Raw genomic sequence first — 21490 nt, 5'->3', positions numbered from 1 at the left:
AACGGCTCAAACGAAGTAGGAAAAAGGCTCAACGCCGAATTCCAGCCAAGGCTGTCCGACTGCAGTAGTTTTCAAGAGATGTTTTTCAGGGGCTAAAAAGTCCTTCTTCCTTAGGGGTGAAACACCTTGGCCAAGATTCTCGTGGTTACATCCGGCAAGGGTGGTGTGGGTAAGACCACCACCAGCGCCGCTATCGGTACCGGCCTCGCTCTGCGCGGCCACAAAACAGTGATTGTCGACTTCGACGTGGGCCTGCGTAACCTCGACCTGATCATGGGTTGCGAGCGCCGCGTGGTGTATGACTTCGTCAACGTGGTCAACGGCGAAGCCAACCTGCAACAGGCCCTGATCAAAGACAAGCGCCTGGAAAACCTCTACGTACTGGCCGCCAGCCAGACACGCGACAAAGACGCGCTGACTGTCGAAGGCGTGGAAAAAGTCCTGATGGAGCTCAAGGAACAATTCGAGTTCGTCGTCTGCGACTCCCCGGCGGGCATCGAAAAAGGCGCGCACCTGGCCATGTACTTCGCTGACGAAGCGATCGTCGTGACCAACCCGGAAGTGTCCTCGGTACGAGATTCGGACCGCATGCTCGGCCTGCTGGCGAGCAAATCGCGTCGCGCCGAACGTGGCGAAGACCCGATCAAGGAACACCTGCTGATCACTCGCTACCATCCAGAGCGTGTTGAAAAGGGCGAAATGCTTGGCGTTGAAGACGTCAAGGAAATCCTCTCGGTAACGCTGCTAGGCGTGATCCCGGAGTCCCAGGCGGTGCTCAAGGCATCCAACCAGGGTGTACCGGTGATTCTTGACGACCAGAGCGATGCCGGTCAGGCGTACAGCGATACCGTCGACCGTTTGCTGGGCAAAGAAAAAGCCCACCGTTTCCTCGATGTCGAGAAGAAGGGATTCTTCGAGCGCCTGTTTGGAGGTAGGTAATGAACCTTTTTGACTTCTTTCGTGCCAACAAAAAGCCAAGTACCGCCTCGGTAGCGAAAGAGCGTCTACAGATCATCGTGGCGCATGAGCGCGGCCAGCGCAGCACGCCGGATTACTTGCCAGCCTTGCAGAAGGAACTGGTCGATGTGATCCGCAAGTACGTCAACATCGGCAACGACGACGTACATGTTGCACTGGAAAGCCAGGGCAGTTGCTCGATTCTGGAACTCAACATCACCCTGCCCGATCGCTGAGTCGATCCGGCAGTCGCTACGGCGGCTCAGATCCCTGAAGCCTCTGTAGGAGCTGCCGAAGGCTGCGATCTTTTGATCTTGTTTCTGAACATCAAAAGATCGCAGCCTTCGGCAGCTCCTACAAGGGCATCGGGGTTTCTGAGCCGCCGTTGGCATTTGTTACGAGGCTGTTTTAATGCCGTTGTCCAACATCCGCATCATCCATCAGGACGCCGCCGTACTGGTGGTCGACAAACCGACGTTGCTGCTCTCGGTGCCCGGTCGCGCCGACGACAACAAGGACTGCCTGATCACCCGTCTGCAGGAAAACGGCTACCCGGAAGCGCGCATCGTCCATCGCCTGGACTGGGAAACCTCGGGCATCATTCTGCTGGCCCGCGACGCTGACACCCACCGCGAACTGTCGCGGCAGTTTCACGATCGTGAAACAGAGAAAGCCTACACTGCGCTCTGCTGGGGTCAGCCGGAACTGGACAGCGGCAGCATCGACCTGCCGCTGCGCTACGATCCACCGACCAAACCGCGGCACGTGGTCGACCATGAATTCGGCAAACATGCACTGACCTTCTGGCGCGTACTGGAGCGTTGTGGCGACTGGTGCCGCGTCGAACTGACGCCGATCACCGGGCGCTCGCATCAGTTGCGTGTGCACATGCTGTCCATCGGTCACCCGCTGCTGGGCGACGGATTGTACGCCCATGAGCAGGCCTTGGCAGCCTGGCCGCGTCTGTGCCTGCACGCGAGCATGTTGAGCTTCACCCACCCGCAAACCGGCGAGCGTTTGCGCTTCGAATGTCCGGCACCGTTTTAAGCGCTGCCTGATTGGCAGCGCGGTTTATTTGGACAAGGTTTCTGTTTTCGGATGAGTTGTATGGATTCCCTGGTAACCCCCCTCACGAAAGTTCGGCATCAACTGCTTTACCTGGTTTACGGCAATCAGGAGGTGTACCGGCGCGAAGCCAAGTTCAGCATCCTGACCGTACTGTCCCAGGCTAAAAACGGCGAGCGACCGGCGATCCGTATTCTCACCGATCGCCCCGACGACTATGCGGGCTGGCCGGTCGACACAGTGTTGCTGGACGACGCGACCCTGACCCGCTGGCAAGGCACTCACGGCTATCACCACCGCCGCAAGGCCTGCGCCATCGCCGCCGGTATGCAGTGGGCGGAGAAGACCCTGTTCGTCGACACCGACACCCTGTTCAGCCGCCACCCGAGCCAACTGTTCAAATTCATCGAGCCGAACCGTTCGGTGATGGATCGCTTCGAGTACGACTGGAAAGATGTGCACCAGCGCGCCGACTATCAAAAACTCGGTCGCGACCTGCGCAACCAGGGCGTGACGCCGGATAACGGTTTCAAGCTCTACAACAGCGGTTTGTGCGGCGTCACCGACAAGGACTCGGCGCTGTTCGAAGAGTCGATCCGCCTGATCGATGAATGGACACTCGGCGGTTTCGAAATCCACACCATCGAACAGATCGCCCTGTCGTACGCCATGCGCAAGCGACAGGTGGTGGAGGCGCGCAAACACGTCTACCACTACTTCGCGGAAAAACGTTTCTTCCACGCGATGCAGACGTATTTCTTCTCCCAGCACGGTGAGCAGTTCAGTCAGCGCCTGGTGGATCTGTGCAGCGACGTGCCGCGGGTCAAACCGTTCCCGTCGGCCTGGCGCCGATTGAAAATCAAGTGGAAGCTGCGCCACCAGAAAGGTGCCCTGCGCAAGGTCGGTCGTGACCTGCTGTACGGCAGCGCCGCGCCGGAAGATCCGTACTACAGCGTTTGCCGACACGAATGGTGGGAATGCGCCTCGCGGGAAATTCTGCGTTGGGACGAGAGCCAGCAGAAAAAACTGCTGAGCCAGAAATCCTGGCCGCAACAGCTGCCGCGTCCGGATAAACCGGAAGATGAAAAAGTCATCATGAACTACCTGAAAAAACGCGTAGCCGCCCGCTGATCCACACCATCCCCTGTGGGAGCGGGCTTGCTCGCGAAAGCGGTGTGTCATCCAAAAAATCTGCATCTGACCCACCGCTTTCGCGAGCAAGCCCGCTCCAACCCCGATCCGGTCCGGATTCAATTCCCGGGCCGATGCGTTAAACTCGCGCCCATTGCTGTCTGGAGCTTCTTATGCGCGAAGAGTTGAACCAAGGCCTGATCGACTTCCTCAAGGCCTCCCCTACCCCGTTCCACGCCACCGCCAGCCTTGTTCAGCGTCTGGAGGCCGCCGGTTACGTGCGCCTCGACGAGCGCGAGCCGTGGACCACCGAGGCCAACGGCCGCTACTACGTCACCCGCAACGACTCCTCGATCGTCGCGATCAAAATGGGCCGCAACTCGCCACTGCACGACGGTATCCGTCTGGTCGGCGCCCACACCGACAGCCCGTGTCTGCGGGTCAAGCCGCAACCGGAACTGCAACGTCAGGGCTTCTGGCAACTGGGCGTTGAAGTCTACGGCGGCGCGCTGCTGGCGCCATGGTTCGACCGCGACCTGTCGCTGGCCGGCCGCGTCACTTTCCGCCGTGATGGCAAGGTCGAAAGCCAGCTGATCGACTTCAAGGCGCCGATCGCGATCATTCCCAACCTGGCGATTCACCTGAACCGTGAAGCCAATCAGGGCTGGGCGATCAACGCGCAGACCGAGCTGCCACCGATCCTCGCGCAGTTTGCCGGTGACGAGCGCGTCGACTTCCGCGCAGTACTGACCGATCAACTGGCTCGCGAACATGGCCTGAACGCCGATGTGGTGCTGGATTACGAGCTGAGCTTCTACGACACCCAGAGCGCGGCGGTCATCGGCCTGCATGGCGACTTCATCGCTGGTGCGCGCCTGGACAACCTGTTGTCCTGCTACGCCGGCCTGCAAGCCCTGCTCACCGCCGACACCGAAGAAACCTGCGTGCTGGTGTGCAACGACCACGAAGAAGTCGGCTCCTGCTCGGCCTGCGGTGCCGATGGCCCGATGCTCGAACAGACCCTGCGCCGCCTGCTGCCGGAAGGTGACGAGTTCGTCCGCACCATCCAGAAATCGCTGCTGGTCTCGGCTGACAACGCCCACGGCGTGCACCCCAACTACGCCGAGAAGCACGACGCCAATCACGGCCCGAAACTCAATGCCGGCCCGGTGATCAAGGTCAACAGCAACCAGCGTTACGCCACCAACAGCGAAACCGCCGGGTTCTTCCGCCACCTGTGCATGGCCGAAGAAGTGCCGGTGCAGAGCTTCGTGGTGCGCAGCGACATGGGTTGCGGCTCGACCATCGGCCCGATCACCGCCAGTCACCTGGGCGTGCGCACCGTCGATATCGGCCTGCCGACCTTCGCCATGCACTCGATCCGCGAACTGTGCGGCAGCCACGATCTGGCGCACCTGGTCAAAGTGCTGAGCGCGTTCTACGCCTCCCGTGAATTGCCTTAAAAACTGAAAAGCTTCGCGAGCAAGCCCGCTCCCACATTGGAATGCATTTCAACCTGTGGGAGCGGGCTTGCTCGCGAAAGCGCTCGTGCAGACAACAAAGATTCATCGTAGAACCGAATCATTCCTGATACACATCACCCCTCGCTGCAGAAAGCGACCTAGACTTAAATCATCCCCTTCGACAAGGCAGTCACCATGATTTCGATGTCCTCCTTCCACGCCATGCTCATTCCCATCCTGTCGGGGATGATCCTGCTGGCGATCGGTTTCAACTTCCGCGACAAGAACGCCGGTGTGTTTGCCATGTGGGTCGGCATGCTGATGATCCTGGCGACTGTGGTCTACAAGATCCTCGCCAAACTCAACGAATAAATCCGCGCCCGGCTCGCATTGATTCTGGCTGCCTCGTACACTCGCTCAATTCGCCCCTTTGCGAGGTTGACCGCCTAGTGTTCGCTCGTCTGTTTGCTCTGCCCTGTCTGTTCCTTGTCTGCCTGATGACGCTGCTGCCGCTGGCCCCTGCCCAGGCGGTCGGTCTGCCGGGGCTGCTGAACACCACCAAGACGCAGCCGGAGGCGCAAGAGCCGCTGGGCCAGTCGCTGGATGAAGTCATCAAGTCGCTGGAAAACGACAAGCAACGCGCACAATTGCTCAGCGATCTGAAAAAGCTGCGCGACGCCACCAAGAAAGCCCAGGCCTCACCGGAAGAAGGCGTGCTGGGGCTGATCGGCGGTACCCTGGCCAGTTTCGAGAAGCAGTTCTCCGGTGACGACAGCCCGCTGACCCGCTGGTCCGACGAGTTCGATCTGGCCAGGGACGAACTCGATAACCTGATGTTGCCGGCCAGCGAATGGCTGCCGATCATCTTCGGCTTCGCGGTGATCCTGATGGTCTGGAGCCTGCTCGCCGCCGCGCTGATCTGGCTCGGTCACCGGGTGCGCATGCGCTTCGGCCTGACCGAAGAACTGCCGCAGCATCCCAAGGCCCTCGACATGCTGCGCTTCGCCTTGCGCAAGCTCGGGCCGTGGCTGATTGCGTTGGTCATCACCGTCTACATGAGCTACGCGCTGCCGTCGTCATTGGGCAAAAGTCTGGCGATGGTGCTGGCTTATGCACTGGTGGTCGGCACCTGTTTCTCGGCGATTTGCGTGATCGCCTTCTCGCTGCTCGACGGCCCGCACCGGCACCGAGCGCTGTACATCCTGCGGCATCAGGCCTTCCGTCCCTTGTGGCTGATCGGCAGCTTCGCCGCATTCGGTGAAGCGCTGAACGACCCGCGCCTGGTCGAAAGCCTCGGCGTGCACCTGGCGCACAGCACCGCGACCGTCACCAACGTGCTCGCGGCGCTGTTCACCGGGCTGTTCATCCTGCGTTTCCGCCGGCCGATCGCGCACCTGATCCGCAACCAGCCGTTGTCCCGCCGCCTGACCCGCCGCGCCCTCAGCGACACCATCGATATCCTCGGCACCTTCTGGTATGTGCCGGCGCTGGTGCTGGTCGGGATCTCGCTGTTCGCCACCTTCGTCTCCGCCGGCGACACCAGCACCGCCCTGCGTCAGTCGCTGATCTGCACGGTGCTGCTGGTGATGTGCATGGTGATCAACGGCCTCGTGCGCCGTCATTCACTCAAACCGCAGCGCGGGCCGAAGCGTCATGCGCTGTATTCGGAACGCCTGAAAAGCTTCTTCTACACCCTCGCCCACCTGCTGGTGTGGCTGATCTTCATCGAACTCGGCCTGCGCGTGTGGGGCAAGTCGCTGATCGGGTTTGCCGAGGGCGAAGGGCATGACGTCAGCGTCAAACTGTTCAGCCTGATCGGTACGCTGATTTTCTCCTGGCTGATCTGGATCCTCGCCGACACCGCCGTGCACCACGCCCTCACCCGCTCGCGCAAAGGCCTGGCGAATGCCCGCGCGCAAACGATGATGCCGCTGATCCGCAACGTGCTGTTCGTGGCAATTTTCATCATCGCGCTGATCGTCGCCCTGGCGAACATGGGCATGAACGTCACGCCACTGCTGGCCGGTGCCGGTGTGATCGGTCTGGCCATCGGTTTCGGTGCACAGTCGCTGGTGGCGGATCTGATCACCGGCCTGTTCATCATCATCGAAGACTCGCTGGCCATTGATGACTACGTCGACGTCGGCGGCCACCTCGGCACCGTCGAAGGCCTGACCATCCGCACCGTGCGCCTGCGCGACATCGACGGCATCGTCCACACCATTCCCTTCAGCGAAATCAAAAGCATCAAGAACTACTCCCGCGAGTTCGGCTACGCGATCTTCCGCGTGGCGGTGCCGTACAACATGGAAATCGACGACGCGATCAAACTGATGCGCGAAGTCGGCCAGAAAATGCGCACCGACCCGCTGCAACGGCGGAACATCTGGTCGCCGCTGGAGATTCAGGGCGTGGAAAGTTTCGAGTCCGGCAGCGCGATTCTGCGCGCCCGGTTCAAGACTGCGCCGATCAAACAATGGGAAGTTTCCCGAGCGTTCAACCTGTCGCTCAAGCGCCATCTGGACGAAGCCGGCCTCGATCTGGCGACGCCACGCATGAGCGTGCAGGTCATCACTGCCGGCGGTGGCCAGCCGAAGGAATAGCACTTCGCGCAGACACTCGGGTCACAGGCAGGGAAGCCAGAACAACAATAACCATGGAGAAATCCGATGAAGCTGACACGTATCGCCCAGACCGTTCTGCTCACCCTGCTGACCGGCACCGCCAGCGCCGCCACCCTGGACAGCACCCGCGAACAGATCGCCGCGCAAGCCAAGGCACTTGAACCGGAGCTGCTGGAAACCCGCCGCGACATCCACGCCCACCCGGAACTCGGCAACAGCGAAAAACGCACGTCAGAACTGGTCGCCAGGCAGCTCAAGGCGCTGGGCCTGGAAGTCAAAACCAACGTCGCTCGCACCGGCGTGGTCGCCATCCTCAAAGGCGCCCTGCCCGGCCCGACCGTGGCCTTGCGCGCCGACATGGACGCGCTGCCGGTCAAGGAAGTCGCCGACCTGCCCTTCGCCTCGAAAGCCAAAGGCACTTATCTGGACAAAGAAGTCGACGTGATGCACGCCTGCGGCCACGACGCCCACACCGCGATCCTGCTGAGCACGGCGAAAATTCTCACGGGCCTGCGCGACACCCTGCCCGGCACCGTGGTCTTCTATTTCCAGCCCGCCGAAGAAGGCCCGAGCGACTTCATCCCCGACGGCAAAAACACCTGGGGCGCGAAAATGATGGTGCAGGAAGGCGTGATGAAATCACCCAAACCCGACGCCGTCTTCGGCCTCCACGTCTGGGCCGGCGTCCCCGCCGGCCAGATCGCCTACCGCCCAGGCGCCACCCTGGCCAGCTCCGACGACCTGCGCATCAAAATCCTCGGCAAACAAACCCACGCCGGCCGCCCGTGGGACGGCATTGACCCGATCACCGTCGGCGCACAAACCATCGTCGGCCTGCAAACCGTCGTCAGCCGCCGCACCGACATTTCGTCCTACCCGTCGGTGGTCAGCATCGGCACCATCAACGGCGGCACCCGCTACAACATCATTCCCGAGTCCGTCGACATGAGCGGCACCATCCGCTCCTACGACTACGGCATCCGCCAGAAACTCCACACCGACGTGCGCCAGACCATCGAAAAAATCGCCGAAAGCGGCGGCGCGAAAGCCGACGTGACCATCATCGAAAAATACGACCCGACCATCAACAACCCGGCACTGACGGAAAAAATGCTGCCGACGTTGAAGTGGGCAGCCAAGGATGACGTGGTCAACGCACCGCTGGTGGGCGGCGCGGAAGACTTCTCGTTCTTCGCCAAGGAAGTCCCGGGGCTGTTTGTGTTCCTCGGGGTGACACCCCGGGATCAGGACATGAGCAAGGCCGCGCCGAATCACAATCCGGGGTTCTTTGTGGACGAGTCGGCGCTGGTGGTTGGAGTGAGGACGATGGCGTCGTTGGCGACGGATTATTTGTATGGGAATGCTGAGGCGGCCAGATAGAGATGGGGTGATTGTGGGGCCGCCTTCGCGAGCAAGCCCGCTCCCACAGTGGGATTGGGTGTATTCAGTGAGAGATTGGTCGGCTGTCAGGCCGCCATCGCTGGCAAGCCAGCTCCCACAGTGGATTGGGTGTATTCAGTGAGAGATTGGTCGGCTGTCAGGCCGCCTTCGCTGGCAAGCCAGCTCCCACAGTGGATTGGGTGTATTCAGTGGGAGATTGGTTGGCTGTCAGGTCGCCATCGCTGGCAAGCCAGCTCCCACAGTGGGTTGGGTGTATTCAGTGGGAGATTGGTCGGCTGTCAGGCCGCCATCGCTGGCAAGCCCGCTCCCACAGTGGGATTAGGTGCAGGCAGTTGGAGATTGGTCGGCTGTCAGGCCGTCTTCGCGAGCAAGCCCGCTCCCACAGTGGGATTAGGTGCAGGCAGTTGGAGATTGGTCGGCTGTCAGGCCGCCATCGCGGGCAAGCCAGCTCCCACACTGGGATTGGGTGCAGGCAGTGGGAGATTGGTTGGCTGTCAGGTCGCCATCGCTGGCAAGCCAGCTCCCACAGTGGGTTGGGTGTATTCAGTGGGAGATTGGTCGGCTGTCAGGCCGCCTTCGCGAGCAAGCCCGCTCCCACAGTGGGATTGGGTGCAGGCAGTTGGAGATTGGTCGGCTGTCAGGCCGCCTTCGCGAGCAGGCTCACTCCTACAGAAAAGCAAAAGCCGACCGCACGCTTTTCACCACTCAACAGGATGAGCGCAAGCTCGGCTGCAGCTCTTGATCTTGCCGTGCCGGCCCCATCGGCAGGCTGAGTGGAGGGGTTTATCCGGGGGTGGGAGCGCAGCGACCGTTCGACGAAGTCGAACACATCGAGAGGAGGTGCAGCGAAGCAAACCGGAGGCGATGCCCCCGGATGAACCCCGTAACGAAGGAACCCGAGCCTAAGCGAGGGCCGTACGCCGGGGCCCAGCGTTTTGGTTACTTTTGGGCGTCTGCAAAAGTGACTCGCTGTAAGAGCGAAACCGTCAGCGGCAGCCCCCGAAGAAACGGATATTCACACAGAACCCAACAGCCTGGTCGGCCCAGAGGCCGCCAAGGCCAAAAGCTCAAACAACATCTACACCAACGTGAATCGCATCATGCCGCCAAAACTCCAGATCACAATCAATCAACCGCTCATGCTGATCATAATTAACCCGAGCAATTTTTAATCCCGGGCTCCCGACAGAAACCCGCAAAGCCGCCGCCGCATCCACCGCCAACGACGTCGGCACAATCTCGAACCGCACCCGCCCATAGTGCAAATCGTAATGCCGCGCATAAAGCTCGGTCATCGACTGATTCAAATCAAACCCCAGAATCCCCGGAAAATACTGCGGATTCAGATAATGCTCCACATACAGAACGAGCCGCCCATCAATCCGCCGCGACCGACAAATCTGAATCACGCTCGACAACGCCGGTAACTGCAACCACGCACACACCGCCGCCGAAGCCGGCTGCAGGCGCGCCGAAATCACCTCGGTCGACGGCACCCGCCCCTGCGCACTGACCATCGCGTGAAAGTGACTGCGCTGCATCAGGTTGTACGCCAGACGCGGCGGCGAAACGAACCAGCCCCGGCGCTCCTCGCGATAGATCTGCCCCTGCGCCTCCAGCTGCAACAAGGCCTCACGCACCGTAATGCGCGTAGTACCGAACAACTCACTGAGCTTGCGCTCGGCCGGCAATTTGCTCCCGGGCGCGAGCAGACCGTGATCAAGCTGCTCCTGCAGCACCTGACCAATCGCTGTCACCGCTTTTGTTGCCTCATCGCGCATCAACGTTACCTATCTGGACTAGACCAGCACTGTTTCGGGGCAAAAATCGCACGGCCTGCAAGCCGTTTCCATGTGTTGCAAGCGTAGGCAGTGCAGATGACCGAGAGATGACAAACCCGCCCGACGGTCGTCCTCACGACTTGCAATACATCGGCCAAGTCCCTTGCCAGTCGGGGCTTTGACCTTGGTCTACGCTTACCCGGCAAGCGCCGAAACCGGGCCAATAAAAGGCCTGCCGGGCGAGCACCGACATCAAAGTGTCATCCAGCCCCCTTAAATTGGCTCAGGTATTGCTGACCTAGACCAACACAAACCGCAATCGCAGCGTTGAACACGACCAAGGAGCTTCGGAATGAAACAGCTTTTCCTGGCAACACTGTTAGGCTCGACCATTGCAATGTGCACCGGCGCCATGGCGGCGGGTACCGACCTGAAAACCCTCGAAGCCGCTGCGAAAGCGGAAGGCGCCGTCAACAGCGTCGGCATGCCCGATGACTGGGCCAACTGGAAAGGCACCTGGGAAGACCTGGCCAAAACCTACGGCCTGAAACACATCGACACCGACATGAGCTCGGCCCAGGAAATCGCCAAGTTTGCCGCCGAAAAAGACAACGCCACTGCCGACATCGGCGACGTCGGCGCCGCCTTCGGCCCGATCGCGGTCAAACAGGGCGTCGTGCAACCGTACAAGCCAAGCACCTGGGATCAAGTCCCGGACTGGGCCAAGGACAAGGACGGCAACTGGGCACTGGCCTACACCGGCACCATCGCCTTCATCGTCAACAAGAAGCTGCTGCACGGCTCCGAAGTACCAACCAAATGGGCTGACCTCAAGGGCGGCAAGTACAAGGTTTCCATTGGTGACGTGAGCACCGCCGCGCAAGCCGCCAACGGCGTACTGGCCGCTGCCCTGGCCAACGGTGGCGACGAGAAAAACATCCAGCCGGCCCTGCTGCTGTTTGCAGACATCGCCAGGCAAGGTCGTCTGTCGATGGCCAACCCGACCATCGCTACCATGGAAAAAGGCGAGATCGAAGTCGGCGTGGTCTGGGACTTCAACGGCCTGAGCTACAAGGCCAAGATGGCCAACCCGGATGACTACGTGGTGCTGATCCCGTCGGATGGCTCGGTGATTTCCGGCTACACCACGATCATCAACAAGTACGCGAAAAACCCGAACGCCGCCAAGCTGACCCGCGAATACATCTTCAGCGACGCCGGCCAGACCAACCTCGCCCGCGGCAACGCTCGTCCGATCCGCGCCGAACACCTGCAACTGCCGGAAGACGTGAAGGCCAAGCTGCTGCCGAACGAGCAGTACAAAAAGGTCACGCCGATCAAGGACGCCGACGCCTGGGAAAAAACCTCCAAGGCCCTGCCGCAGAAGTGGAACGAAGAAGTCATCGTAGAGATGAAGTAATCCTGTAGATCCCGATTCGGGATCCATTGGAGATCCAAATGTGGGAGCGGGCTTGCTCGCGAATGCGGTGGATCAGTCAAGCATCTATCGACTGACCCTCCGCCTTCGCGAGCAAGCCCGCTCCCACAGGGGATCCAGGTTGAATCTGACATTTCCTGTTTTCGCGGAGTTTTTGCCCCTATGAAGCACAACGTCATCCTTGTCGTGCTCGACGGCCTCAGCCATGAGGTCGCGCGTCACGCCATGGGGCATCTGCAGGCTTACGTTGGCGCAGGACGCGCCGCGCTCTATCAATTGGAGTGCGAGTTGCCGGCCCTGTCCCGACCGCTTTACGAATGCATCCTTACCGGCGTGCCGCCGATCGACAGCGGCATCGTCCACAACAACGTTGCGCGCCTGTCCAATCAGCGCAGCATCTATCACTACGCCCGCGACGCCGGCCTGAAAACCGCCGCAGCGGCTTATCACTGGGTCAGCGAGCTGTACAACCGCTCGCCGTTCGTAGCGGCCCGCGACCGTCATACCGACGATCCAGCGCTACCGATCCAGCACGGACATTTTTACTGGAACGATCACTACCCGGATTCGCACCTGTTCGCCGACGCGGAACACCTGCGCCTGCGCCATGCGCCGAATTTCCTGCTGATCCACCCGATGAACATCGACGACGCCGGCCACAAGCACGGCCTCGACTCTTCGCAGTACCGCAACAGCGCACGCTCGGCAGACATCATCCTCGCCGACTACCTGCAAGGCTGGCTCGACGCGGGTTATCAGGTGCTGGTGACTGCCGATCACGGCATGAACAACGACCGCTCGCACAACGGCCTGCTGCCGGAAGAACGCCAAGTGCCGCTGTTCGTCCTCGGCGACGCCTTCAGCCTGAATGCTAACGCCGCGCCCAAGCAGACCGATATCTGCGGCACCGTCTGCGAACTGCTCGGCGTACCTCACGACAAACCTGTGTGCCGGGAGCTGCTCAAGTGAATGCCATGACTCGCGGCAAATGGCTGGCGGCCCTGTGTCTGGTGCCGTTCGCGCTGTTCTTTATCGTGTTCGAAATCGCCCCGCTGGTCTGGGTGATGATCAACAGCCTGCAATCGGAAGAGTTCGGCTGGGGCTTCGCCAACTTCAGCAAGATCTTCAGCTCTAAGTTCTATTTGCAGGCGATTCAGTACAGCCTGGAGATCAGTTTCTGGTCGAGCGTATTCGGCATCATCATCGCCGTGCTCGGGGCGTATTCACTGCGCCGGGTCGACTCGAAACTGCGCAACTTCGTGAATGCCTTCGCCAACATGACCAGCAACTTTGCCGGCGTGCCGCTGGCCTTCGCGTTCATCATCCTGCTCGGTTTCAACGGCAGCATCACCATCATGCTCAAGCAGGCCGGAATCATTGAAGACTTCAACCTGTACTCGAAAACCGGTCTGATCATCCTCTACACCTACTTCCAGATTCCCCTCGGCGTGCTGCTGCTCTACCCGGCCTTCGACGCCTTGCGTGAAGACTGGCGCGAATCCGCCGCGCTGCTCGGCGCCAACGGCTGGCAGTTCTGGCGCCACATCGGTCTGCCGGTGCTGACCCCGGCCCTGCTCGGCACTTTCGTGATCCTGCTGGCCAACGCCCTCGGCGCCTATGCCACGGTGTACGCGTTGACCACCGGCAACTTCAACGTGCTGCCGATCCGCATCGCGGCAATGGTTTCCGGGGACATTTCCCTTGATCCGAATCTGGCCAGCGCCCTGGCCGTGGTGCTGGTGGCGTTGATGACCATCGTCACCGTCGTGCATCAACTGCTGTTGAAGAGGAGCTACCATGTCTCGCGCTGAATCCGGCCCGGCCGGCGTCTACCACCGCATCGTGGTTTATCTGCTGTTCGCGATTCTGCTGCTGCCGCTGGTGGGCACGCTGATCTACTCGATTGCCAGCAGTTGGTCGGCGACCATCCTGCCCAGCGGTTTCACCTTCAAGTGGTATCTCCAGTTGTGGAGCGATCCGCGCTTTCTGCATGCCTTCGGCCAGTCGCTGCTGGTGTGCGTCGGTGCGCTGATGCTATCGGTGGTGTTGATCCTGCCGCTGCTGTTCGTGGTGCATTACCACTTCCCGAAACTCGATGCGCTGATGAACATCCTGATCCTGCTGCCCTTCGCGGTGCCGCCGGTGGTGTCGTCGGTGGGTCTGTTGCAGCTCTATGGTTCCGGGCCGCTGGCGATGGTCGGTACGCCGTGGATCCTGATCGGTTGCTACTTCACCGTGGCGCTGCCGTTCATGTACCGGGCGATCACCAATAACCTGCAGGCGATCAACCTGCGCGACCTGATGGACGCCGCACAACTGCTCGGCGCCAGCACCTTTCAGGCGGCATTTCTGGTGGTGCTGCCCAACCTGCGCAAAGGCCTGATGGTCGCGTTGCTGCTGTCGTTCTCGTTCCTGTTCGGTGAGTTCGTGTTCGCCAACATCCTCGTCGGCACACGTTACGAAACCCTGCAGGTGTATCTGAACAACATGCGCAACAGCAGCGGCCACTTCACCAGTGCGCTGGTGATCTCGTACTTCTTTTTCGTGCTGGTCCTGACCTGGATCGCCAACATCTTGAACAAGGACAAAAGCGAATGAGCTATGTCAGCGTCCAACACCTGCAGAAAAACTACGCGGGCACCACCGTGTTCAGCGACATCAACTGCGAAATCAACAAGGGCGAATTCGTCACCCTGCTCGGCCCGTCGGGTTGCGGCAAGTCCACCCTGCTGCGCTGCATCGCCGGGCTGACGCCAGTGGATGGCGGCAAGATCCTCCTTGATGGCGTCGACATCGTGCCGCTGAGTCCGCAGAAACGCGGGATCGGCATGGTGTTCCAGAGCTACGCGCTGTTCCCCAACATGACCGTCGAACAGAACGTTGCCTTCGGCCTGCGCATGCAAAAGGTCAATGCCGACGACAGCCACAAGCGTGTCGCCGAGGTGCTGAAACTGGTTGAACTCAACGACTTCGCCAGCCGATATCCGCATCAGCTCTCCGGCGGCCAGTGCCAGCGCGTGGCCCTGGCCCGCTCACTGGTGACTCGCCCACGCCTGTTGCTGCTGGATGAACCGCTGTCGGCGCTGGATGCGCGTATCCGCAAACACCTGCGCGAGCAGATCCGGCAGATCCAGCGCGAACTCGGCCTGACCACGATTTTCGTCACCCACGATCAGGAAGAAGCGCTGACCATGTCCGACCGGATTTTCCTGATGAACCAAGGGAAAATCGTGCAGAGCGGCGACGCCGAAACCCTCTACACCGCACCGGTCGATGTGTTCGCCGCCGGCTTCATCGGCAACTACAACCTGCTCGACGCGGACAGCGCCTCGAAGCTGCTGCAACGGCCGATCAACCACCGCATCGCGATTCGTCCGGAAGCCATCGAACTGAGCCTCAATGGCGAACTCGATGCGCAGATCCGCAGCCACAGCCTGCTCGGTAACGTGATTCGTTATCGAGTCGAAGCACGTGGCGTGGAGCTGGTGGTGGACGTGCTCAACCGCTCCGCGGCGGATCTGCATCCCGACGGTCAGCGTCTGGCGCTTTCCATCGATCCGACGGCCCTGTGTGAGGTAGCCTGATGACTTTGCTGACGTTGAAGAGAGAACTGCACTGATGGCCCTGGCAATTTTTGATCTGGACGAAACCCTGATCCACGGCGACTGCGCCACCCTCTGGAGCGAGCAGATGGGGCGCCTGGGCTGGGTCGATCCCGAGTCGTTCATGCGCAAGAACAACGAGCTGATGGATGCCTACAGCCATGGCAAATTGCGCATGGAAGATTTCATGGCGTTCAGCCTTGAACCGATGATCGGCCGTACCCCGGAAGAAGTCGAACACCTGGTCGGCCCGTGGGTGGAAGACTTTATCGAACCGATCATCTTCAGCGACGCCACCAAAACCATCGCCGCTCACCGCAAGGCCGGCGACCGGATCCTGGTGATCTCGGCTTCCGGCACGCACCTGGTCAAACCGATCGCCGAGCGCCTGGGCATCGACGAAGTTCTCGGCATCGAGCTGGAGGTCGCGCACGGCGTTTACACTGGCCAGACCGTCGGCACGCTGACCTACCGCGAAGGCAAGATCACCCGCCTGCTGGAATGGCTGGACGCCGAGGAAGAGAATCTGGAAGGCGCGAGTTTCTACTCCGACTCACGCAATGATTTGCCGTTGCTGCTGAAGGTGGATTTCCCGCATGTGGTGAATCCGGATCCGGTGCTGCTGGAGCATGCCGAAAAAGCAGGCTGGCCGATCCATCTCTGGAAATAACCAAAGATCCAAATATGGATTATTGACTGTGGCAAGGAGCTTGCCGAAAAATCCGGCTAAACATCGATCCAAATGTGGGAGCGGGCTTGCTCGCGAAGGCGGAGTGTCAGTCGATAAGTTCGTGTCTGATTCACCGCTTTCGCGAGCAAGCCCGCTCCCACAGGGGTTTGTGTTTTCAGGTGAGGCTGTCGTCAATCACCAACACCACTTTCCCCGAAACCGTATTACTCGCCAGCTCGGCAAACGCCGCTTCGGCGTCTTTTACCGGGTAGGCTTTCGCCAGTTGCGGACTCAACCGCCCTTCGGCAAACAGCGGCCAAACCTGTTGCCCCAGATCACTCAAAAGATCCGCCTTGAACTGATCATCACGACTGCGCAACGTCGAACCAAGCAACTGCACGCGCTTGGCCAGAACCTGTGCCAGATCCAGTTTCGCCTCACGCCCGCCCATCAGGCCGATCAACACCCAACGCCCGTCGAGCGCGGTCAGCTTGAGGTTCAGCGCTGCGTAGTTGCCGCCGACCGGATCGAGGATCACGTCAAACGGCCCGAAGTCGCGCAGGCTCTCCAGATCATCGCTGCGCACCGCGCCGCCTTGGGCGCCGAGCGCTTCGCAGTAGGCCAGACGTTCGGCCGAACCGACGCTGACCCAACATGGGTTGCCGAACGCCTTGCACAGCTGAATGGCGGCTGAACCAATTCCACTCGCACCGGCGTGCAGCAAAACTTTCTCGCCCGGTTTCAGCGCCGCCAGTTGAAACACGTTGAGCCAGACCGTTGCATAAACCTCAGGTAATGCCGCGGCTTCGATCAACGAAACGCCCTCGGGCACCGGCAGCACGTGCCGTCCGTCGACGACCACCTCTTCAGCCATCCCGCCCCCGGCCAGCAAGGCGCAGACCCGGTCGCCGACCTGCCAGGACGAGCCGGCGCCGACTTCGCTGATCACCCCGGAACACTCCAGACCGAGCACCTGACTGGCGCCTGGCGGCGGTGGATAAAGCCCGGCTTTCTGTAATAAATCGGCGCGATTGAGGCCGGCAGCCGCCACGCGAATGCGCACTTGTCCTACATCACACGCCGGGCTCGGCTCTTCAACCCATGCCACTTGACCTTCAACGCCTTGCAATGCCTTCACAGTGCCTCCATAGTGAGTCTGGACTGAGCCCGAAGCTGTAGCGCCGGGCTTTTTGCATTATGCGACCGGCTCTCGTAGAACCGGCGACTTCAAAGACGGCCTAATATGCGTTATCAATTGTCCCCGCGTCGAATCAGCATGAAGCATCTGCTCCCCAGCACCGCCCTCGCTCTTTTCATCGGTATCGGTTTGTTGCCGGTGTCGGGCACTACATTCGCAGCCAACAGCTGGGACAAGTTGCAGCCTGATCGCGACGAAGTGATCGCCAGCCTCAACGTCGTCGAGTTGCTCAAGCGTCACCACTACAGCAAGCCGCCGCTCGACGATGCGCGCTCGGTGATCATCTACGACAGCTACATCAAGCTGCTGGACCCGTCGCGCAGCTATTTCATGGCCAGCGACATCGCTGAATTCGACAAGTGGAAGACCCAGTTCGACGACTTCCTCAAAAGCGGCGACCTCAACGCCGGGTTCACCATCTACAAGCGCTATCTGGATCGCGTCAAGGCGCGCCTGGACTTCGCCATTGCAGAGCTGAACAAGGGCGTCGACAAGATGGACTTCACCACCAAGGAAACCTTGCTGATCGATCGCAAGGACGCCCCTTGGCTCAAATCCACCGCTGAACTCGACGACCTGTGGCGCAAACGCGTCAAGGACGAAGTGCTGCGGCAGAAGATCGCCGGCAAGGATTCCAAGCAGATTCAGGAAACCCTGACCAAGCGCTACAAAAACCAGTTGGCGCGTCTGGACCAGACCCGCGCGGAAGATATCTTCCAGGCGTACATCAACACCTTCGCCATGTCCTACGACCCGCACACCAACTATCTGTCGCCGGATAACGCGGAGAACTTCGACATCAACATGAGCCTGTCCCTGGAGGGCATCGGCGCCGTGTTGCAGAGCGACAACGATCAGGTGAAAGTCGTGCGTCTGGTGCCGGCAGGCCCGGCCGACAAGACCAAGCAGGTCGCACCGGCCGACAAGATCATCGGCGTTGCCCAGGGCAACAAAGAGATGGTCGACGTGGTGGGCTGGCGCCTGGACGAAGTGGTCAAGCTGATTCGCGGCCCGAAAGGCACCGTGGTGCGCCTGGAAGTGATTCCGGCCAGCAATGCGCCGAACGACCAGACCAGCAAGATCGTGCCGATCACCCGTGAAGCGGTGAAGCTTGAAGATCAGGCGGTGAAAAAATCCGTGCTGAACCTCAAACAGGACGGCAAGGACTACAAGCTCGGTGTCATCGAGATCCCGGCGTTCTACCTCGACTTCAAGGCGTTCCGTGCCGGTGATCCGGACTACAAGAGCACCACTCGCGACGTCAAGAAGCTGCTGACCGAACTGCAGAAAGAGAAAGTCGACGGCGTGGTCATCGACCTGCGCAACAACGGCGGCGGCTCCCTGCAGGAAGCCACCGAGCTGACCAGCCTGTTCATCGACAAGGGCCCGACCGTCCTCGTGCGTAACGCCGATGGCCGCGTCGATGTGCTGGAAGATGAAAACCCGGGCGCGTTCTACAAAGGCCCGATGGCACTGTTGGTCAACCGCCTGTCCGCCTCGGCATCGGAGATCTTCGCCGGCGCCATGCAGGACTACCATCGCGCACTGATCATCGGTGGCCAGACCTTCGGCAAAGGCACCGTGCAGACCATTCAGCCGCTGAACCATGGCGAACTGAAACTGACCCTGGCCAAGTTCTACCGGGTTTCCGGGCAGAGCACCCAGCATCAGGGCGTGTTGCCGGACATCGACTACCCGTCGATCATCGACACCAAGGAAATCGGCGAAAGCGCCCTGCCGGAAGCCATGCCGTGGGACACCATCAAGGCAGCGATCAAGCCGGCCTCCGATCCGTTCAAGCCATACCTGGCACAGCTCAAGTCCGAGCATGACGCTCGTACCGCCAAGGACGCCGAGTTCGTGTTCATCCGCGACAAGCTGGCCCTGGCGCAGAAGCTGATGGAAGAAAAAACCGTCAGCCTCAACGAAGCCGACCGCCGTGCCCAGCACACGGACATCGACGCCAAGCAACTGGCGATGGAAAACATCCGTCGCAAAGCCAAAGGCGAAGAGCCGCTCAAAGAGCTGAAGAAAGAAGATGAAGACGCGCTGGCTGCGGCTGAGCCGGACAAGGTCAAACCAGAAGACGACGCCTACCTGAGCGAAACCGGGCGCGTGCTGCTGGATTACCTGAAGCTGAGCAATCAGGTGGCCAAGAAGTAAGATGATGGCAATTTAGTGCTGACGCTCTCCGGAGCGTCATCAAACAGTCATCATTCTGTCGTGAAATAAAGGACTGGGAGCGACTCTCTTCATCGGGAGCGCTCCCAGTCCTTTTTTTTTGCCAGAGATTGCCATGACCACGACCGAACAGCTGAGTGCCTTGAGCTCGATCCTGACTCAAAGCGGTTTGCACAGTCTGTTCCAGCCGATCATCTGTCTCTCCGAGCGTCGCATTCTCGGTTACGAAGCCCTCACCCGCGGCCCGTCCAACAGCCCTCTGCACTCGCCTATCGCGTTGTTCGCCGTGGCGCGTCAAGCCGGCCGCTTGAGTGAACTGGAGATTGCCTGCCGCCAGTCTGCCTGCCGTCGTTTCAACGAGCAGCAACTGCCGGGCAAGCTGTTCCTCAACGTCTCTCCGGAATCCCTACTCGAAGCCGCGCACCAACCGGGGCGCACTCTGCAGCTGTTGCAGGACTTCGGCATTCCGCCGAGTCAGGTGGTGATCGAACTCACCGAACAGACGCCGATCGACGACTTCCAGTTGCTGCAAACCGCGCTGCATCACTATCGGGCGATGGGTTTTTCCATCGCACTGGATGACTTGGGTGCCGGCTATTCGAGCTTGCGCCTGTGGTCGGAGCTGCGCCCGGATTACGTGAAGATCGACCGCCACTTCATCGACGGCATTCATCAGGACGCGTTGAAGCGCGAGTTCGTCGGCTCGATCCTGCAGATCGCCAAGGCCTCGCGGGCGCAGGTGATTGCCGAGGGGATCGAGTTGCCGGAAGAACTGGCAGTGTTGACCGAGATGGGCGTCGATCTGGTGCAGGGTTACTTGCTCGGTCGTCCACAGGAACATCCACCCCGCGATGCCCGGGCCTTGATGCCGAAACACGACAGCAGCGCCGTGGCATTGAACGACGAAGGCAGCGACCTCAGCGCCCTGCTCAACGACCAACCGGCGGTGCATCGCGACACACCAACCGCTACGGTGCTGGAAGCCTTCCGCCGCCAGGCCAATCTGAATTCACTGGCAGTGCTCGACGAACAGGGCCAGCCGTGCGGCATCGTCCATCGCCATTCGTTGTCCGAAGCACTGCTCAAACCGTTCGCCACCGACCTGTTCGCGCGCAAACCGATCAGCCGCCTGATGAACGACGACTTCCTCGCCGTGGAAATGAGCCAGTCGCTGCAACAGGTCAGCCGCCTGATCACCAGCCGCGCCCGACAGCGTATCGAAGAAGATTTCATCATCACCCTCAACGGCGGTTATCTCGGCCTCGGTCGGGTGATCGACGTGCTCAAACTGATCACCGAACTGAAAATCCAGCAGGCGCGCTACGCCAACCCGCTGACCTTGCTGCCCGGCAACGTGCCGATCCAGCAATGCCTGACCCGCCTGCTGCAACAGGGCCGCGAATCGATCATCTGCTACGTCGACATCGACAGCTTCAAACCCTTCAACGACATCTACGGCTACGGCCGTGGCGACGAAGTCCTGCTGTGCCTCGCGCAATGTCTGAACGAACGCGTCGACCCGTCCCGCGACTTCGTCGGCCACATCGGCGGCGACGACTTCCTGCTGGTGCTCGGCCCGGAAGACTGGCGCAAACGCCTCAACCAACTGCTCGACGACTTCCAGAGCCAATGCCGACGCTTCTATCGCCCGGAACACCTGGAGGCCGGCTGCTTCATCGCGCCGAACCGCCAAGGCGTACGGCAGGAGTTTCCGCTGCTCTCGTTATCGATCGGCGTAGTCCACCTGCACCCCGAGGCCTGCGCAGAACTGGATGCCAGCCAACTCGCGGAAATGGCTTCGCAGGCGAAGCATCATGCGAAGAATGTTCCGGGGTATAGCGTGCATGTGATTGATAGTCTTACTGCCCCCGACATTCAACCTCCGCAACTGATTGGCCAACGCTGACTCCCCAAACAACATCATCCCCTGTGGGAGCGGGCTTGCTCGCGAAGGGGTCAGTTGAATTAGCCCAGCTGTT

The 21490-nt window shown here is 60.5% G+C and carries 18 protein-coding genes; 16 read left to right on the top strand and 2 right to left on the bottom strand.

Going from position 1 to position 21490, the window contains the following annotated elements; all coding sequences use genetic code 11:
- Positions 1–126: 126 nt before the first annotated feature.
- From minD to ACS4NR_RS02965, 8 genes are all read left to right on the top strand, one after another.
- Positions 127–939, top strand: a complete 813-nt coding sequence (gene minD / locus ACS4NR_RS03000) for a septum site-determining protein MinD (protein ID WP_007913953.1) — start codon at positions 127–129, stop codon at positions 937–939.
- On the top strand, positions 939–1193 hold the full coding sequence (gene minE, locus ACS4NR_RS02995) for a cell division topological specificity factor MinE (RefSeq protein WP_003223146.1): 255 nt from the start codon (positions 939–941) through the stop codon (positions 1191–1193). The genes minD and minE overlap by 1 nt, the downstream gene beginning before the upstream one ends.
- A 175-nt stretch (positions 1194–1368) precedes the next feature.
- A complete protein-coding gene (locus tag ACS4NR_RS02990) occupies positions 1369–2004 on the top strand; it encodes an RluA family pseudouridine synthase (protein WP_027613350.1) in 636 nt (211 codons plus the stop codon).
- 51 nt (positions 2005–2055) lie between these two features.
- The gene (locus tag ACS4NR_RS02985; RefSeq protein ID WP_456019055.1) at positions 2056–3153 is read left to right on the top strand and encodes a hypothetical protein; all 1098 of its coding nucleotides are present in this window, start codon (positions 2056–2058) and stop codon (positions 3151–3153) included.
- Between the two features lie 173 nt (positions 3154–3326).
- Positions 3327–4616, top strand: coding sequence for a M18 family aminopeptidase (locus ACS4NR_RS02980; protein WP_047598982.1), 1290 nt, complete (start codon positions 3327–3329; stop codon positions 4614–4616).
- A gap of 195 nt (positions 4617–4811) precedes the next feature.
- On the top strand, positions 4812–4988 hold the full coding sequence (locus ACS4NR_RS02975) for a hypothetical protein (protein WP_007965354.1): 177 nt from the start codon (positions 4812–4814) through the stop codon (positions 4986–4988).
- A gap of 77 nt (positions 4989–5065) precedes the next feature.
- Positions 5066–7219 (top strand): mechanosensitive ion channel domain-containing protein, encoded by a 2154-nt coding sequence (locus ACS4NR_RS02970; RefSeq protein WP_456019054.1) that lies wholly within the window; start codon positions 5066–5068, stop codon positions 7217–7219.
- 66 nt (positions 7220–7285) lie between these two features.
- Complete coding sequence (locus ACS4NR_RS02965) at positions 7286–8620, top strand: amidohydrolase (protein ID WP_456019053.1); 1335 nt, start codon at positions 7286–7288, stop codon at positions 8618–8620.
- Between the two features lie 1088 nt (positions 8621–9708).
- Here the strand turns inward: ACS4NR_RS02965 and ACS4NR_RS02960 are convergent.
- Positions 9709–10422 carry a UTRA domain-containing protein gene (locus ACS4NR_RS02960; protein ID WP_095140004.1) on the bottom strand — a complete coding sequence of 238 codons (714 nt, stop codon included), beginning with the start codon at positions 10420–10422 and terminating at the stop codon, positions 9709–9711.
- Positions 10423–10774: 352 nt separating this feature from the next.
- Here ACS4NR_RS02960 and ACS4NR_RS02955 point away from each other — a divergent pair, with 352 nt between their 5' ends.
- The 6 genes from ACS4NR_RS02955 to ACS4NR_RS02930 all read left to right on the top strand — a co-directional run bounded on the left by ACS4NR_RS02955 (position 10775) and on the right by ACS4NR_RS02930 (position 16132).
- Positions 10775–11842: an ABC transporter substrate-binding protein gene (locus tag ACS4NR_RS02955; RefSeq protein ID WP_095140005.1), complete on the top strand. Its 1068-nt coding sequence runs from the start codon at positions 10775–10777 to the stop codon at positions 11840–11842.
- Positions 11843–12022: 180 nt separating this feature from the next.
- The gene (locus tag ACS4NR_RS02950) at positions 12023–12829 is read left to right on the top strand and encodes an alkaline phosphatase family protein (RefSeq protein WP_456019052.1); all 807 of its coding nucleotides are present in this window, start codon (positions 12023–12025) and stop codon (positions 12827–12829) included.
- 5 nt (positions 12830–12834) lie between these two features.
- Positions 12835–13671, top strand: coding sequence for an ABC transporter permease (locus ACS4NR_RS02945; RefSeq protein WP_162276302.1), 837 nt, complete (start codon positions 12835–12837; stop codon positions 13669–13671).
- Entirely contained in the window at positions 13658–14458 is an 801-nt protein-coding gene (locus tag ACS4NR_RS02940; protein ID WP_456019051.1) for an ABC transporter permease, read from the top strand. The genes ACS4NR_RS02945 and ACS4NR_RS02940 overlap by 14 nt, the downstream gene beginning before the upstream one ends.
- Complete coding sequence (locus ACS4NR_RS02935) at positions 14455–15444, top strand: ABC transporter ATP-binding protein (protein ID WP_401068698.1); 990 nt, start codon at positions 14455–14457, stop codon at positions 15442–15444. Before ACS4NR_RS02940 ends, ACS4NR_RS02935 begins: the two co-directional genes overlap by 4 nt.
- 34 nt (positions 15445–15478) lie before the next feature.
- Positions 15479–16132: an HAD family hydrolase gene (locus tag ACS4NR_RS02930; protein ID WP_456019050.1), complete on the top strand. Its 654-nt coding sequence runs from the start codon at positions 15479–15481 to the stop codon at positions 16130–16132.
- Positions 16133–16307: 175 nt separating this feature from the next.
- On the opposite strand, the gene ACS4NR_RS02925 is transcribed toward ACS4NR_RS02930, so the two are convergent.
- A complete protein-coding gene (locus ACS4NR_RS02925) occupies positions 16308–17270 on the bottom strand; it encodes a zinc-binding dehydrogenase (protein ID WP_456019049.1) in 963 nt (320 codons plus the stop codon).
- Positions 17271–17408: 138 nt separating this feature from the next.
- Here ACS4NR_RS02925 and ACS4NR_RS02920 point away from each other — a divergent pair, with 138 nt between their 5' ends.
- Entirely contained in the window at positions 17409–19493 is a 2085-nt protein-coding gene (locus ACS4NR_RS02920; protein ID WP_166495534.1) for a carboxy terminal-processing peptidase, read from the top strand.
- Between the two features lie 133 nt (positions 19494–19626).
- Positions 19627–21417, top strand: coding sequence for a bifunctional diguanylate cyclase/phosphodiesterase (locus ACS4NR_RS02915; RefSeq protein ID WP_456019048.1), 1791 nt, complete (start codon positions 19627–19629; stop codon positions 21415–21417).
- Positions 21418–21490 lie beyond the last annotated feature (73 nt).

The organism is Pseudomonas sp. JQ36, assembly GCF_053851495.1.
This window is presented reverse-complemented; position numbering and strand designations above follow the sequence as displayed.